Below are 16,327 nucleotides of genomic sequence, written 5' to 3'. Positions count from 1 at the left end.
CCTTTATTTTGAAACCGGAACGACCTTCCACCCTGATCGAAAAGCCTTCGATCCTGATCCTGGGGACGCGCGGCATTCCGGCTTCTCACGGCGGCTTCGAAACCTTCGCCGAGCGGCTGGCGCTTTTCCTGGCCGGACGCGGCTGGAAGGTCGGCGTCTACTGCCAGAAGGAGGTCGAGCGCGTCGGTCAAAGGGTGACGAGCGAGACCTGGCGCGGCATCGAGCTCATCACCATCGAGGTCGCCTCCAAGGGTCCGCGCGCGACGCTGGAATTCGACTGGCAGTGCGTGCTCGACGCGGCCAGGCGGCCGGGTGTCTGCCTGGTGCTGGGCTATAACGGCGCGGTGTTCCTGACCTGGTTGAGGCTCAGAGGGCGCAAGATCCTCACCAATATGGACGGCATCGAGTGGCGGCGGCCGAAATGGGGACCGGCGGCGCGCAGCTGGTTCTGGCTCAACGAATGGATCGGCGCCTGGCTCTCGCACCGGCTCGTCGCCGACCACCCGGCGATCGCCGACCATCTGGCGACACGGCGGCCGCGCAGCGCCATCGCCACGATCGCCTATGGCGCGGACCCGGTGACCTCGGCGCCGGAGGAACCCATTCGCGCGCTCGGGCTCGAGCCCGGCAAATATCTGGTCTCGATCGCGCGGATCGAGCCCGACAACAACATCTTGCCGATCATTGAAGCCTTCCGCCGCCGCGATCGCGGCGACATGAAGCTGGTGGTGCTCGGCACGCTCAATGACGACATTCCTTACCACCGCGCCGTGCGCGCTGCGGCGGGCAACGCGGTGATCATGCCGGGCGCGATCTACGACCAGGCGGTGGTGAAGGCGCTGCGCTATCATGCGCGCGCCTATATGCACGGCCACACTGTTGGCGGCACCAACCCCTCGCTGGTCGAGGCGCTGGCCGCCGGCAACATGGTGATCGCGCATGACAACCGCTACAATCGCTGGGTCGCCGGCGATGCGGCGATCTATTTCAGCGACACCGAGAGCCTGAGCCAACGGATCGACGAGGCGCTGGCCGACGACGCGTTGGCGGCACGCTGCGGCAAGGCGGCGCGGGCCCGCGCCCGCGAGGCCTTCCGCTGGGAAGACGTGCTTAGCGCCTATGAGAAGGAAGCGCTGCGGCAGCTCGGCGTTGCCACCGCCGCGCCGGCGAAAGCCGACCGCGCCAAGCACGCATGACTGGCCCACACACGGCCGGCTGGTCGCGCCGCCGTATCCTCGGCGCGGCACTGGCCGCGGCAATGGCGCCACTGGCGACAGTGGTCTCGCCACTCTCATATTCGTCGCAGGCCGCAACCGGCGCATGGCCTTTCAGGCGCGGCGTCAACACCTGGCCGTGGTTTGCGCTGACGCGCGAATTTCCCGCGCCCCGCACCGACTATGACTGGCCGCCCTTCCAATCGCAGCGGCCGGTGCCGACACTGGCCGACCTTGTCCGGCTGCGCGCCAGCGGCCTCGATTTCATCCGCCTGCCCGTCGATCCGGGCCCGTTCCTTGCAGCCGATGCGGGCCAGCGCGCCGACCTCATGGCAATGCTGAGCGCGGCGGTCGAGGCGGCCGTCGCCGCCGATCTCGGCGTCATCATCAACGTTCAAGCCAATGGCGCTACGCATTACTGGAATCCCGACCGCATGTATTCCAGCACCAGCGCGCCTGAGTTTGCGCGCTACCAGGTCTTCGTCGGCGAGGTGGCCGGCATGCTCGAAGGCATTGCGCCCGGCAGGGTCGCACTGGAGCCGGTCAACGAACCGCAGCAGGACTGTTCTTCCGATGTCTGGCCCAAGGTTCAGGCCGCGCTGCTGACCGCCGCGCGGGGCTCGGCGCGAAAGCTGCCGCTGGTCGCCACCGGCGGCTGCGGCTCGATGGTGCGCGGGCTGACCGCGCTCGATCCGGCGCCGCTGGCGGAATTCGAGCCGATCCTGTTCACCTTCCACTTCTACGAGCCCTATCTGTTCAGCCATCAGGGCGCGCCGTGGATGCGCGAGCCGGTGTACCGCGCGCTGAACAACGTGCCGTGGCCGGCTTCGGCGGGCTCGCTCGACAAGACGCTGGCCTCGGTCAGGGCAAGGATGGCTGCGGACACGGAAAGGTCCGACGAGGCCAAGAGGGCCGCCTACGAAGAGACCGAAAAGGTGCTGAAAGTCTATTTCGACGCCCAGCCCGACCGCCGCTTCATCGACGGCTACCTGAAGCAGGTGAGCGACTGGGCGGACAGAAACGGCATCACGCCTGAGCGCATCATCATGGGTGAATTCGGCGCGCTGCGCACCGATGCCCGATACACCGCAGCGCCCAATCCCGACCGCGCCCGCTACATCGCCGATGTCCGGCAAAGCGCCGACGCCGCCGGCTTCCCCTGGGCATTCTGGGACCTATTCGACGGCATGGGCATGATGGATGACACCACGCGCGCGCTCGACCCGGCGATGGTCGAAGCGCTCGGGCTGACGATGCCGCGCGCTTGACTTGTTGAATCAATAGATCGCGCTAAAGGTCTGGTTTCACGCAAGAGCTGGCCGACAGCCCGCGCTTCGTTCGGGACGTCGAGCCTGCATTGCTCACAGATAAGGCGTGCCGGTCATCGCGGCTTTCAGGCCTGCAGCCCCCTTGTCGACGAGCGCCAGGAAAGCATCGTTCGCTTTCTCCCTACTGCGGGTCTCGCGAAAAGTCCGATGCGCCTCGAGGAAGGCGACAGTCCACGTTGCCAGCAGCAGGCTGGCCGCGAGCTGCGCGTCGGGGTCGGCGGCGTCGCGGCCGACGCTTTCGGCCAGCGTCGCCGCCACGAGGTCGGCCAGTTCGTCGCGGATCGCCCGCGCCCGCGCCTTCAGCGTTTCGCTGCCGGCAACCGTCGGCACCAGACGCTCGCTTCTGGCGGAGAATTCGACCACCGGGCTGCGTTCGGCGACCAGCCGGCGCGCGAGCAGGTGCAATGCCTCCAGTGGCGCGACACCGGCCTCACGCCGGCGCACGGCCTCGCGCAGCATCTCGCGCCCCTCCTCGTCGCGGTCGAAGAACATGTCCTCCTTGCGCGGGAAGTGGTTGAAGACCGTCATGCGCCCGACGTCGGCGGCTTCGGCGATCTCGTCCACCGTCACATGATCGAAGCCGCGCTCCATGAACAGGCGCGTGGCGGAATCGGAGATGGCCTTGCTGGTGGCGAGGCGTTTTCTGGAGCGGCGGTCGGACGGTTCTGGCATGGCTTCCGGTAGCATGATTTTTGTACTCAGTACATATTTCCATTGACTCCGCGCCATCGATCGCCGATATATGTACTCAGTATAAATTTAAACTCAGTATACCGACATTTGACGCCCAGGCGGGGCGAGGTTCGACCCCTTTGCCGCCATGGGCAAGACGGCCTTCACTCCCGGAGATCAATCCCTTATGAACAAACCCGTCATCGTCATCTTTGCCGCCATTTGTCTCGACGCCGTCGGCATCGGGCTCGTCTTTCCCATCCTGCCGCGCCTCCTCGAGGAGGTGACGCACAGCCCCGATATCGTCGCGTATATCGGCATCATGACCGCGCTCTACGCGGCGATGCAGTTCCTCTTCGCGCCGGTCCTCGGCGCCTTGAGCGACAATCTGGGCCGCCGTCCGGTCCTGCTGATTTCGCTGGCGGGCGCCGCGATCAACTACCTTATCATGGCCTTCGCGCCGCAGCTCTGGATGCTGTTCATCGGTCGCGCCATCGCCGGCTTGACCAGCGCCAACATCTCCGTGGCAACGGCCTACATCACCGACATCACGCCGCATGATAAGCGCGCCGGCCGCTTCGGCCTGTTCAGCGCCATGTTCGGCATCGGCTTCATCATCGGGCCGGTTCTGGGCGGCGTGCTCGGCGACCACTGGATCCGGCTGCCCTTCATTGCCGCCGCGCTGCTCAACGCCGCGAACTTGCTCCTGGCCGTCTTCGTCCTGCCGGAGCCGCGTATGCCGGCCCGGCAGAGGATCGATCTTGCTGCGCTCAACCCGCTGAAGCCCTTGCGCTGGGTGTTTTCGATGAAAGGGTTGCTTCCCATCGTTCTGGTCTATTTCATCCTCTCCGGCGCCGGCGAGGCCTACGGCACTTGCTGGGCGCTCTGGGGCTTCGACACGTTCGGCTGGAACGGCCTCTGGATCGGACTTTCGCTGGGCGCATTCGGCCTTTGCCAGACGCTGGCGCAGGCCTTCCTGCCCGGTCCGGCCGCGCGGCTGCTCGGCGAGCGCAAGGCCTTCGTCGCCGGCATCGGCTTTGCCTGCATCGCGCTCGCCGCCATGGCCTTCGCCAGCCAAGGCTGGATGGTGTTCGCCATCATGCCGGTCTTCGCGCTCTCAGGCATCGGCACGCCGGCCTTCCAGGCCCTGGCAACAAGGCAGGCCGATCCGGAGCGTCAGGGGCAGTTGCAGGGCGTGCTGGCCTCGGCCGTCAGCCTTGCCTCCGTCATCGCCCCGCTCGCCTTCTCGACCTTCTACTTCGCCACGCAAAGACAATGGCCGGGCGCCATCTGGCTTTCGGTGATCGCGATCAATCTGGTCGCGGTGCCGCTGGTGTTGCTTGGGACACGGAGGAGTGAGGCTGGTCAGCCTGTGAACGCATAATGCGAGCTGCGGAGTTCCGTCGCGCGCCCCTCTGTCCGGCAGGACAGAGGGGGGCGCCGTAGAGCGCTATGCCTGCATCCGTTGACGCACAACCCTCGCCGGCCGATAAAGCGCCAGCGCCATCACCACGAATTTGGTCATCAGTGTCGTCTTGGAGGCGATGCTTTCGGAGGTGTTGAGCAGGATGAGCCAGCCTAGCATCGGCAGCCAGATGCCCGGATGACAGCGGCGCGCGACCTCGTGCATGAACAGCGCGAAGCCGAAGAAGATCAGAAGCGTGAAGAACGCCCCCTGGTAAAGCGTCAGGCGCAGGATCGGGTTCTCGATGCCCTGCTCCAGGCCGCTGATGCGGCGCATGCTGTCGAGCAGGTCGACATCAGGTCCGACGATCAGGTCGCGCAGTTCCAGATGCCTGAAGAGATCGAACATCTCGACGCGGGCATTGGCGCTGCCGCTGTCGGAGACGAAACGTTCGAGCAGCGCATCGAAGAAGCCGTAATAGCCGGCAAGCGCGAGCGCCAGCGGCAGCAGCGCGGCGAGCATGATCACCAGCGCAGCGCCCAGAAGGTTGACGCGTCCGGTCGTGAGCTGCGCCACGCCGCGGATGAGCAAATAGACGCCGCCGAGCAGGATCGTCAGCACCATTCCCGAGCGACCGCCGAAGACGACCAGCGCGCAGAACTGCAGGCCGACGAGCGCCAGCCTGAGCGGCGTCGACAGGGAACGCGAGCCGGACAGCAGCGACAGCACATAGATGGAGGTGACCGTGGCATTGGAGAGCGGGTGCCCCTGCAAAGCCGTCGAGCGCAGATCGTTGACGAACACCGCGCCGTCGAACCGATACGGGAATACGAGATGCTTGGTGCCGAACTCGAACAGCGCCAGCAGCGCGTTCACAGTCATGACGACATGGATGACGGTCTGCAGCTGGGCAAAGGTCTTCTCGTCATCCTCGCTGAGCAGCAGCACCAGCAGCGCCGGCGCGACGAACGTGTCGATCATGCCGGCCATGCCGGGGCGCTGCCTGAGGATGACGACGAAGAGAAGCACCGTCGAGATCACCGCCATCAGCGTCGTGGCCGGCCGCTTGTTGGCGACGTAGACGGCATAGCCGACCGGATTGCCGAAGGTGCAGGAGCGCCAGACGAAGACGAGCACGAAGAGATAGGTGGACGGGTGGATCTTGCTCAGTGGACTGCCCTGCAGGCCGTCGTAATTGTAACCGGCGAGCCACAGCATGCCGCCGGAGACGGAAAACAGAAGCAGCACCCCGACGGTGATGCCGAGACGGGTCAGCGTGTCGACAGGGACAGTGCGCGGGCCGGCCATGCCGTAGCCCGAAGCAGGAACAGGCCGGGCGGAACCAGCCAGGGTCGAGGCCATGTCAGGCCGCCTCGTCGACCAGCATGGCACCGGTCGGCAGCCGCCCCATGACCGAGACCGCTTCGGAGGTCGAGGCGACGTCGCGCATCGGCGTCGCGTTCAGCCTGGCGACGAGCAGGATCTCGTCGGCCATGGCGACCAGCGGCAGGACGTTGAGGTCGTCCGCCAGCGCGCCGCCGTCGACGACGACGAGCTCGAAGCTGCGATTGGCCTCGGCCAGCATGCGATGGGCGAAATAGAGCGCCTGCGCTTCCTGGAACACCGCGGTCGGCCGGCCTCTGCCGATAAGCGCCACGGAACTGCCGGGCGCATAGCGGCTGACCGCGTCGAGCGGATATTCGCCGCGCAGCACGTCGAGCACGCCGGGCTGCGGATCCTTCTGGCCCTTGCCGGCATTGACGTCGATGAACAGCACGCGGCGCCCCCTGGCCGCCGCCGCGTTGGCGAGTTGCCATGCAACCCTCGACCGCTGGGCCTTGTCCTCGGGCGACGACGCCACCAGGATCGACGGGACCAGCGGCCAGTCCGGCGGACGCCTGGTGGCGGCGGCGATGCGCTGCAGCGCGAGCCCCGCCACGGCGTCGGTCTTTTGCGCCGCGCCGCCGGAGCGGCGCCGCGCCTTGCCCGGCAACACGCCCAGCACCGGCGCCTCGATGGCCGACTGCATCTGGTTGGCGGACAGCACGGTCGGCGACAGATATTCGGCGATCAGCGCCATGCCGACGCCCAGCGCCAGCCCGCCGAAGATCGCGCCGAACACAAGCAGCCCCTTCGGCGGCCAGCTCTTCTTCAGCGCCGGCATGGCCTGCGAGATGATGCGGGCGTTGGTGCTGTTGACGTTGGTCTGCTCGCGCGTTTCCTGGGCGCGCTGCAGGTAATTGGCATAAACGGTGCGCACGGCGTCGAGATCGCGCTGCAGCTCGCGCAGCCTGACCGACGCCTGGTCGGTGTCGAGCGACTTGCCCTTCAGCGACGCCACCTTCGCCTCCAGCGCCTTCTGGTTGGCCAAGGCGCGCTCGTAATCGGTCTCGGCGGCGGTGACGAGGCGGCCGAGCTCGCGCGAAATCAGCTTGCGCAGGTCGCTCAGCTGCTGCTGCGCGGAGATCATCGAGGGATGGCGCGGCCCGAGCTCGGTGCCGAACTGCGCGATCTGATCGACCAGCGTCGCCTCCTGCGCCCTGAGGCTGGCGATCACCGGCGAGCGCATCGCCTCCGACGTCGCGTCCGGCGCGCCGCCCTGCCGGCGCAGCTGGTCGACCTGCGCCTTGAGCTGCGCGGTGCGGGTCTGCGCGGCGGTCAGCTGCGTGTTGAGGTCGGTCAGTTCCTGGTCGCTGACCAGATTGCCGGCCGCCATCACCATGTTGTGCTCAGCCTTGTAGGTCTCGACGGCGTTGGCCGCCTGCTCGACGCGCTTGCGCTGGTCATCAAGCCGGGCGCTGATCGCGTCGGAAGCGTCGGCGGCGGCCTTCGAGCGCGCTTCCGCCTGGTCGTCGAGATAGGCCTGCGCGATGGCGTTGGCGAGTTCCGCCGCCAGGTCGGCGCTCTTGGCGGTGATGATGATGTTGAGGACCAGCACCTTGTCATCGCGCTTCACCGCCAGGCGGCGGCGCAGCGCATCAAGCGTCTCAGCCGTCCTGTCACCGTCGCCGGAGCCGAAGAACATGTCCAGCCAGCGGCCAAGTCCGCCCTGCCCGTTGAAGTCCGGGTTCTCGGTCAGGTTGGTCGCCTTGATGGCGCGCAGCAGGACGCCGTTCGACTGGGCCACGCTCACCTGGCTTTCGACCTGGGTGATGCCGCCATCGGGCGAAATGCGGCTCGGATTGACATCGTTGGTGACGACCTGGAGGTCTTGCGGATCGATGATGATCTGCGCGGTCGAGGAGTAGAGCGCCGGCGTCAGAAAGGTGTAGATCAGCGTTGCGATGGTGAGCAGCGCGACGGTTGCGAAGATCAGCTTGCGCCGGCGCAGCAGGATGCGGCCGAGATCGCCAAGCTCGACCGTGGCGGGCGCGGGCGCATAATAGGTCGGCGCCGGCGCGATCGCCTCCGGAGCGTTCTGCTGAGGCACCATGAGCAGGGGTGATTGCAAAGGTCGCTCCGACAACGCTCCATCGGCCGGCAAGACGAGAAATGCGGCGTTGGCCTAGCTATTCCCGGCAACGATTAAAACACTGTTAATTATGTTCATAAATTGATGCGATACTGGCACGAAGTTTGCACCAACGCAGTAGAAATTTAAGTGCAGCGTAAAAATTGGAGACATCGTGCGCATGCGGCGGGAGCTTGACTTGGCCGGCCGGTCCGCCGGCACCGGATATGAGTCGCCCGGGGATTGGCGATGCGCCTGACCATGCGCCTCGACGGCGATTGCGTGCGCGCTTTCCATGTGGCGCTGGCTGAGCGGCTGTCGCTGCTGCCCGGCGTCGAGCTTGCCGTCGACGCCCGGCCGGCGGGGGACGGCGTGCCGCGCGCCGCCGAGGCGCTGTTCCAACTTGAGACGCTGATCCATCGGCTGCCCGCCAATGGCACGGCAAGGCGTGTGCCACTTTCGACACTGGCCGGCCATGCGAGAGCGTCCGCGCCGGCCGATATCACCGTCGATCTCATCGGCGATGTCGAGCCGCAGGGTCGACGGGTCTGGCGCCTAACCTATGACGGCGCCTGCGGCGAAGAGGCCCTGCTGGCGCTGATCCTTGCCGGCCGCACCCCGCTCGCCCGTCTGGAACAGAACGGTGCGACCGTCGCCGAAGGGCGGCTCGGCACCGAATATCACGGAATCGCGCTGGCTTCCTTCCAGGACAGGCTGGCGCGTAGCGCCAGCCTGATCGTCGCGGCGGTCAGCGGTGCCGCGCGCTCGTCGCTTCCGGTGCTGCCCGAACCGTCATCCGAGGCGCCGGCTCCGGCCATGCCGTCGGCCACGAAGCTCGGCGTGCGTGCGGCGAAGGCGATGGCGCGCCGCATCGTGCAGCAGATATACCATCTCTGCTACAACGCCCCGCATTGGCGGGTCGGCTGGCGCGAGACCGGAGGCAAGGACCTCTACGAGCTGCGCGCCCATCCGCAATCGGGCTGGCGCGATCTGCCGGACGACGGCAGCCGCTTTTACGCGGACCCTTTCCCGGTGCTCTATCGCGGCCAGGTGACGCTGTTCGTCGAGGATTACATCCACCGCACCGGCAAGGCGATCCTTTCGGCCGTGGCTTTCGGTCCGAACGGACCGGCCGGCACCCCGAAACCAGTTCTGGAACTGCCCTACCACCTCTCCTACCCCTTCGTCTTCGAGCGCGACAGCCAGATGTGGATGGTGCCGGAAAGTGGCGCCAACCGCAGCGTCGATCTCTACCGCGCCACCGCCTTCCCGGGCGGTTGGGTGAAGGAAGCGACGCTTCTGTCGGACATCGTCGCCAGCGACGCCACGCTCACCGAGCATGGCGGACGCTGGTGGATGTTCGCCACCGTGCGCGACGGCGGCGGCTCCTTCTCGGACCAGCTGCATCTGTGGTCGGCGCCGGATTTCCGTGGACCGTGGACGGCGCATCCGAAGAACCCGTTGCTGATCGACATCGCCTCGGCACGGCCGGCGGGCCGCATGGTCAGCCGCGGCGGCCAGCTCCTGCGCCCGGTGCAGGATTGCCGCAGGAGCTATGGCGCCGGGCTCGGCATAGCGCGGGTCACCCGACTCGACGATAGCGGCATGGAACAGACCGTCGAAACGATCCTCAACCCAGGCGCCGGCTGGGCCGGCCGCAAGCTGCATACACTCAACGAGGCAGGCGGACTGGAATTCATAGATGGTTCGGCAATGGCGCCGCGTTGGAGGACGCGGCGGCATGATGTCATCCCGGCGGCCCCTGGAGACGGAAAATGAGCATCGCAGAGCACCACGAGACAGCTGGCGCGCCGCCTGGGCGGTCCGAGGTCGAAGTGGCGATCGTCGGCGCCGGGCTCGCCGGCACCGTTCTGGCGATGACGCTCGCCAAGGCGGGCCGCAAGGTCGCGCTGGTCGATCCGCATCGCATCCACCATGAAGAGTTCCGGGCCGAGAAAACCCGGGCGGAGCAGATGGGGCTGTTCGAGAAGCTCGGCCTCGGCCCGGTCTTCAGGTCTCTCGTCACGCCGATGACCGACGTCCATGTCTTCCGCTTCGGCCAGCTGTTCGAGCGCAAGCAAGGCTGGGAGTACGCCTTTTCCTACACGCCGCTGGTCAACGGCCTGCGCGCGGCTCTGCCTCCGCAAGTGCCGCTGACGATTGGCAAGGTCGCGGAGGTCTCGACGGGACCGGACCGCCAGCGCCTGGTGCTCACCGACGGCTCCGTCATCGAAGCCCGGCTCTTGGTGGTGGCCACCGGCTACAGCGAGGCGGTGCGACGCGCCATCGGCGTCGAGCGCGTCGAGGAATCGAAGGCGCATTCGCTGACGATGGGCTTCGATTTGGCGATCACCCCGCAGGAATTCGGCCTCCAGTCCCTCACCTTCTATGGAAGGCGGGTCGCCGACCGCATTGCCTTTCTTACCATCTTCCGGATCGGCGAGCGGATGCGGGCGAACATGTTCATCTACCGGACCGTCGCCGATCCGTGGGTGCGGACGTTCCGCGAAGACCCGCAAAAGATGCTCATGGAGCTGATGCCGGAAATCGCCGAGCGGTGCGGCAACTTCGCCGTCGCCAGCAAGGTCGAAGTGAGGCAGGTCAGCCTGACGACGACGCAGGGCCATCGCCGCGACGGCGTCGTCTTCATCGGCGATGCGTTCGCCACGACCTGCCCGGCGCAAGGCGACGGCATCCACCGGGTGCTTACCGATGTCGATTGCCTCGGCTCGACGCATATCCCCGCCTGGCTCGAAACGCCCGGCATGGCGGCCGACAAGATCTGCGCCTTCTACGACGATCCGATCAAGATCGCCGCCGACGAAAGAGCCATGCGCGCCAGCATCTATGCCAGGCGGATCACGACCGAGACCGGGCTTGAATGGCGCCTGCGCCGCCTGCGCAACAATACCGCGCGGCACCTGATGATCTTCGGCCGACGGTTCCGCGAGGCGGGAAAACCGAGTGGCGCCGGGCGTGACCCAGGGGAAACTGCGTTCGACCAAACCGGCAAGACGCCGGCCCGGCCTGGGAACATGATCGTGAGCGATCTTACCAATCCGTAAGTCGCGATCCTTGGCGAAGCTGGCTTAGATCGTGGCGAGCAGTGTCTCCTGCTCGGCGGGACAGCACTCCCGTCGCACCAATGGCCCGCTGCCGTCTCTATCGGCTCGGCGGCGGGCTATCGAGCGGCGGCACGTGCCGGCCAGTGCCGCGGATTAACCTAATTTTCCATTGCTACCCTGCTCGCGCCTGGGTTGCTTGAGATTGTTTCAGCTACTCTAGATATTTCGCCGTGGGCTGTGGAGAGCAGAACAATGAGCACCGCACAGGGCCGCGAAACGCCCGCCGTCCAGGCTGGCGCGGCCGAAGTCGAAGTGGCGATCGTTGGTGCCGGGCTGGCGGGCACGAGCCTGGCCGCGGTGCTGGGCAAAGCCGGCCACAAGGTGGCGCTGGTCGACCCGCATCTGGTGCATCACGACGAGTTCCGGGCCGAGAAGATCGGCATGAAGCAGATGCAGGTTTTCGAGAAGCTCGGCCTTGGCCCTGCCATCAGGCCCCTGGTCACGCCGATGACCGACATCCATGTCTTCCGCCTCGGCCAGTTCTTCCGGCGCGAACGGAAATGGGAATTTGCTTTCTCCTACGGCGCTCTGGTCAACGGCATGCGGCAGGCCCTGCCTCGGCAGGTGCCGCTGACGGTGGGCAAGGTCGCCGGGGTTTCGACCGGGCCGGACCGGCAGCGCCTGGTGCTGACCGACGGTTCCGTCATCGATGCCCGACTGCTCGTGGTGGCTACCGGCTACGGCGAGGCGGTGCGGCGCGCCATCGGCATCGAACGCGTCGAGGAATCGAAGGCGCATTCGCTATCGATCGGATTCGACCTCGCGATCACGCCGCAACAATGCGCCTACCCGGCCCTTGCCTGCTACGCCAGGAACCCGGCGGATCGTGTCGCCTATCTCAGCGTCTTCCCGATCGGCGACCGCATGCGGGGCAACATGTTCGCCTATCGCACCGTGGCCGAGGAATGGACGCGGGCGTTCCGCGAAAATCCGCAGAAAATGCTTTGCGAGCTGATGCCGGAAATCGCCAGGCAATGCGGCAACTTCGCCGTCGCCGGGCCCGTCGAAGTGAGGCAGGTCAGCCTGACGACGACCAGGCAGCATCGTCGCGCCGGCGTCGTCACCATCGGCGACGCGTTCTGGACGACGTGCCCGACGCCCGGCATCGGCATCAACCGGGTGGTGACCGACGTCGACCGGCTTGCGTCGACCTATATCCCGCAATGGCTCTCGACGCCCGGCATGGACGCCGAAAAGATTTGCGCCTTCTACGACGATCCGGTGAAGGTCGCCACCGACAAAGCCGGCATGCGCTCCAGCATCTACGCCAAGCGGATCACCATCGAGACAGGGCTCGAATGGCGGCTGCGCCGCCTGCGCAACAACACGGCGCGCCAGTTGGTGATCCTCGGGCGCAAGATGCGCGATCGCGAAGAATTGCCGGCGCCCAGCGCTGCCTGAGCCGAAAGGCATCCCTCTTGCGTCTGCTGCATCCGGAGCCGCTCGCGCGGGGTTGGTCGCGCCCCGCGCTTCGCCCTATCTTCAGGTTGTAACAAGGACCACGAAGATGACCCGCATCCGGGCGATGACGAGGAACGACTTGGCCGATGTATCGCGGCTGCTCGGCCAATCCTGGCGGCGGACCTATGCGCCGATCATGGGCGACGAAACCGTGGCACGGCTTTCCGACGAAAGGCATGCGCCGGACCAGCTCGCGGCCGAGCTCGACGACGAGGACAAGATGTCCTTCGTCGCCGAAGGCGCCGACGGCTCGATCGCCGGCTACGCCATGGCGGCGATGGACGCAAAGGGCGACGTCATGCTGGAACGGCTCCATATCGAGCCGCAGGCGTTCGGCAGCGGTCTCGCGGTCGACCTTTTGCACGCGGTGCTTGCCGCGCATGCCGGCATCCCCAGCATCGCGCTGGAGGTGATCGAAGGCAACGACCGCGCGATCGCCTTCTACCGCAAGCATGGCTTCGAAGTGGTCGAACGCCGGGAAGCGGCACACGGCGTCGGCGGGCATGCATCGCTGATCATGCGCCACATGCTGCCGAGGGCTTAGGTCGACATCAGGCAGCGGCCCGCATGCGCAACGCCTGCATGACGCTTTCCTCAAACGCCCCAGGCGCCCTGCCCGCTTCGGCCAGCTGAGCCGCATCCCAGCTTCGGCTCAGGCTGCCGTCGGCCATCAGCACCGCGCGATTGCAGAGCGCCGGCACGGCCTCCACCACATGGGTCGAGACGATGGCGGCACGCCGCCCGCTCGCGCAGAGCGCGGTGATCACGCGTTTCACCTCCCAGGCAGCGACCGGGTCGAGGCCGTTCAGCGTCTCGTCGAAGATCAGAAGCGGCGGCCGGCCGAGAAGCGCCGCGACGATGGCGATCTTGGCTCGCGTGCCGAGCGAATATTCGGCGATCGGGCGGTCGATCCAGCGTCCAAGGTCTAGTCGCTCCAGGAGGTCGCCGCCCGGCAGGTCGCCGTTTGGCAGGTCGTTTGGCGCGCAGCCACGGATCGAGGCGACGAGCTCGATATACTGGCGTCCCGAAAGCGCCGGCAGCTCGTGGGGCTCGATGGCAAGGCCGAAGCCGGCTTTGGCGCGTTCCGGCGCGGCGGCGAGGTCGATGCCGTCGATCGCCACGCTGCCGCCGATCAACGGGATCTGGCCGGTGATCGCCCTGATGAGCGTCGACTTGCCCGAGCCATTGGCACCGAGCAGGCCGACTATATCGCCCCGACGGAGCGAAAGATCGATGCCGCGAACGACAATGCGCCCGCGATAGCCGGCGCTGAGCTCTTTAATGGTGAGGACTTCAGCCATTGCGATATCTCTGTCGGGTTCGATGCCACAAGAAAAACACCAGCGCCGCCAAGCCGATCAGCACGGTACGGCCATATTCGAGCGTCTCGTAGCCGGCATAGGCGAGCGCGCCGGCGAAACTCAGCATTGCGACGAAGGGCGCATTGAGGAAATAGGCGCCGAACACCGCATAGGCGCCGTTCAGCACCAGCAGCCAAAGGCCGCTCGCGACCGGCACCGACCAGGCCGACGGTTCGGCCGCGAGCGCCGCGCCGGCCGGCAGCAGAAAGAAGGCGAGCGACAATTGCAGCGGCAGTCGTACCAGCCGCAGCCATACGCGGGTAAAACCGATGGGCGCCGTGCGCAGCACCGGCGAGCCGAGCGGCTGGCAGCGCAGGCTGAGCATGAAAACAAAAATGCCGCCCGCCAGGCCTGCGACAGCCGCCGGCCCAGCCGTTCGGCCGGCCAGGCTGGCCCATACGCCAAGGATGGCCGCAAGCCCGAGCAGCAGGCTGGCGGTCGCCAGCTTCCAAGACGGCCGTATATTGCCGGCCGGCAGTTTCCAGGCCCAGCTGGAAAGCCAGCTTGGACGCGCCTGGTCGAGGCGGCGCAGCCAGGGCCTTCCGACCGGCGCCGCCTCGCTCGCCGCATCGACGACAAGGCGCGGCCGCCGCCGCAGGCGCCAAAAGGCTGCCATGCCGAAGCTCAAGGCAAACAGGATGGCCGCGCCCAAGCCCCAGGCCGGCGCCAACGGCTTTCCGATGACAGCGCAGGCGAAGCCGACCGCCGTGGCGATCATCAGCGTGAGTGGAAGGCCGAGCGCGAAGGCTCCTACCGCCGCCATGCGACAGCGCTCCGCCGAAGCGAGCGGCAGCGCCTTGAGAAAGGGGGCAAAGGCGCGAGAAAGGCAAAGGCGCGACATTGCATTGCCCGCCAGGCATCCCAGCGCGGCGAAAGCGACTGGCAGTCCAAGCATCCACAAAAGCTGGTCGTGCCGCAGCTTCGGACCCGCGGCATGCAGGGCGACGACGATATCCGCAACCGCATAGGCCAGAAGTCCACCGCCGCCGAGCGCAATCCAGGCGAGATCGCGGCGCCGCGTTGCGCGCAGGCCGGCGACCAGCTCGCGCCAGAGCAATATCAGGACAAGCCTGTCGTGCCGCATTGGCTGTCACCACAATGGAGTCATCGCGGGCAAGGATGGCGACGATTGCGCCGTCAATAGGGCCAGCGCTGGACGCATTCACGCCCGGCCCTATAATTTAGCCGGATCGAAAATTCGGCGGAGCAAGACGCATGAGCCTCGGCAAACACAAACTCGGCAGCCAGGGGCTCGAAGTCTCGGCCATCGGCCTCGGCTGCATGGGCATGAGCCAGGCCTATGGGCCGGCCGACGAGGCGGAGTCGATCGCGACGCTGCACCGGGCGATCGAGCTCGGCTGCACCTTTCTCGACACCGCCGAGGTCTATGGGCCGTTCGTCAACGAGGAACTGCTTGGACGCGCGCTGAAAGGCCGGCGCGACCAGGTGACGATCGCGACGAAGTTCGGCTTCCGCATCGCCGACGGCAAGCAGTCCGGCACCGACAGCCGGCCGGAGCATATACGCGAGGTTGTCGACGCTTCGCTCAAACGGCTCGCCACCGACCGCATCGACCTCCTTTACCAGCACCGCGTCGACCCGTCGGTGCCGATGGAAGACGTCGCGGGTGTGGTCGGCGAATTGGTGACGCAGGGCAAGGTGCGCTTCTTCGGCCTGTCGGAAGCGGGCATCGCCAACATCCGCCGCGCGCATGCCGTGCATCCTGTCTCGGCGCTGCAGAGCGAGTATTCGCTGTGGGAGCGCAACCTCGAGCCGGAGATCATCCCGGCGCTGAAGGAGCTGGGCGTCGGCCTGGTGCCGTTCGCGCCGCTCGGCCGCGGCTTCCTCGCCGGCGACGTCAGGCGCGCGGAAGACTATTCCGAAGGCGATTTCCGCCGCGGCGACCCGCGCTACCAGGGCGAGAATTTCGACGCCAATGTCGCCGCGGCCGCCACGGTGCGCGACATCGCCGGCGCCAAGGGGGTGAAGCCCGGCCAGATCGCAATCGCCTGGCTGCTCGCCAAAGGTCCCGATTTCGGCATCGACATCGTGCCGATCCCCGGCACCAAGCGCCGGACCTATCTGGAAGAGAATGTCGCGGCGGCCGACATCGCGCTCGACGCCACCGAGATGCTGGGGCTCGACATGGCGCTGACGCCCGACAAGGTGTCAGGGCCGCGCTACAACGAGCGGACGATGTCTCTTGTGGACCGGTAGGCGTTATCCCAGCGGCTAAAGCGTGTCGCGCTGAAGCGGATTCCACAGTACACGACTCATTGGGTTTTGATGGTCTTAGGGAAAGTGCTGAGC

The 16,327-nt window shown here is 66.6% G+C and carries 13 protein-coding genes; 8 read left to right on the top strand and 5 right to left on the bottom strand.

The window, feature by feature from the left end; all coding sequences use genetic code 11:
• The first annotated feature begins 8 nt into the window (after positions 1–8).
• Both FJ418_RS20540 and FJ418_RS20535 read left to right on the top strand, forming a co-directional pair.
• Positions 9–1,196, top strand: coding sequence for a DUF1972 domain-containing protein (locus FJ418_RS20540; RefSeq protein ID WP_246683135.1), 1,188 nt, complete (start codon positions 9–11; stop codon positions 1,194–1,196).
• Entirely contained in the window at positions 1,193–2,482 is a 1,290-nt protein-coding gene (locus tag FJ418_RS20535) for a cellulase family glycosylhydrolase (RefSeq protein WP_140868744.1), read from the top strand. Before FJ418_RS20540 ends, FJ418_RS20535 begins: the two co-directional genes overlap by 4 nt.
• Before the next feature lie 93 nt (positions 2,483–2,575).
• Here FJ418_RS20535 and FJ418_RS20530 read toward each other — a convergent pair whose 3' ends face one another.
• The gene (locus tag FJ418_RS20530; RefSeq protein ID WP_140855119.1) at positions 2,576–3,214 is read right to left on the bottom strand and encodes a TetR/AcrR family transcriptional regulator; all 639 of its coding nucleotides are present in this window, start codon (positions 3,212–3,214) and stop codon (positions 2,576–2,578) included.
• 187 nt (positions 3,215–3,401) lie between these two features.
• On the opposite strand from FJ418_RS20530, the gene FJ418_RS20525 reads away from it, so the two are divergent.
• Complete coding sequence (locus tag FJ418_RS20525; protein ID WP_140868741.1) at positions 3,402–4,598, top strand: TCR/Tet family MFS transporter; 1,197 nt, start codon at positions 3,402–3,404, stop codon at positions 4,596–4,598.
• Positions 4,599–4,664: 66 nt separating this feature from the next.
• On the opposite strand, the gene FJ418_RS20520 is transcribed toward FJ418_RS20525, so the two are convergent.
• Both FJ418_RS20520 and FJ418_RS20515 read right to left on the bottom strand, forming a co-directional pair.
• On the bottom strand, positions 4,665–5,927 hold the full coding sequence (locus FJ418_RS20520) for a VpsF family polysaccharide biosynthesis protein (RefSeq protein ID WP_246672423.1): 1,263 nt from the start codon (positions 5,925–5,927) through the stop codon (positions 4,665–4,667).
• Between the two features lie 55 nt (positions 5,928–5,982).
• Complete coding sequence (locus FJ418_RS20515) at positions 5,983–8,070, bottom strand: Wzz/FepE/Etk N-terminal domain-containing protein (protein WP_140868739.1); 2,088 nt, start codon at positions 8,068–8,070, stop codon at positions 5,983–5,985.
• A gap of 249 nt (positions 8,071–8,319) precedes the next feature.
• On the opposite strand from FJ418_RS20515, the gene FJ418_RS20510 reads away from it, so the two are divergent.
• From FJ418_RS20510 to FJ418_RS20495, 4 genes are all read left to right on the top strand, one after another.
• Positions 8,320–9,849 (top strand): formyl transferase, encoded by a 1,530-nt coding sequence (locus tag FJ418_RS20510; RefSeq protein ID WP_140868736.1) that lies wholly within the window; start codon positions 8,320–8,322, stop codon positions 9,847–9,849.
• Positions 9,846–11,135, top strand: a complete 1,290-nt coding sequence (locus FJ418_RS20505) for an NAD(P)/FAD-dependent oxidoreductase (RefSeq protein WP_140868733.1) — start codon at positions 9,846–9,848, stop codon at positions 11,133–11,135. Before FJ418_RS20510 ends, FJ418_RS20505 begins: the two co-directional genes overlap by 4 nt.
• A gap of 252 nt (positions 11,136–11,387) precedes the next feature.
• Complete coding sequence (locus FJ418_RS20500) at positions 11,388–12,596, top strand: NAD(P)/FAD-dependent oxidoreductase (protein ID WP_140868730.1); 1,209 nt, start codon at positions 11,388–11,390, stop codon at positions 12,594–12,596.
• 106 nt (positions 12,597–12,702) lie between these two features.
• The gene (locus tag FJ418_RS20495) at positions 12,703–13,200 is read left to right on the top strand and encodes an N-acetyltransferase (protein WP_140868727.1); all 498 of its coding nucleotides are present in this window, start codon (positions 12,703–12,705) and stop codon (positions 13,198–13,200) included.
• A 7-nt stretch (positions 13,201–13,207) separates the two neighbouring features.
• Here FJ418_RS20495 and FJ418_RS20490 read toward each other — a convergent pair whose 3' ends face one another.
• Entirely contained in the window at positions 13,208–13,957 is a 750-nt protein-coding gene (locus FJ418_RS20490; RefSeq protein ID WP_140645463.1) for an ABC transporter ATP-binding protein, read from the bottom strand.
• Positions 13,950–15,101: a hypothetical protein gene (locus FJ418_RS20485; RefSeq protein WP_140645462.1), complete on the bottom strand. Its 1,152-nt coding sequence runs from the start codon at positions 15,099–15,101 to the stop codon at positions 13,950–13,952. Before FJ418_RS20485 ends, FJ418_RS20490 begins: the two co-directional genes overlap by 8 nt.
• 131 nt (positions 15,102–15,232) lie before the next feature.
• On the opposite strand from FJ418_RS20485, the gene FJ418_RS20480 reads away from it, so the two are divergent.
• Positions 15,233–16,234: an aldo/keto reductase gene (locus FJ418_RS20480; RefSeq protein ID WP_140868724.1), complete on the top strand. Its 1,002-nt coding sequence runs from the start codon at positions 15,233–15,235 to the stop codon at positions 16,232–16,234.
• Positions 16,235–16,327 lie beyond the last annotated feature (93 nt).

Source organism: Mesorhizobium sp. B2-8-3, assembly GCF_006440815.1.
Taxonomy (GTDB): domain Bacteria; phylum Pseudomonadota; class Alphaproteobacteria; order Rhizobiales; family Rhizobiaceae; genus Mesorhizobium.
The sequence above is the reverse complement of the archived record's forward strand: the minus strand, read 5'-3'. Positions and strand labels throughout refer to the sequence as shown.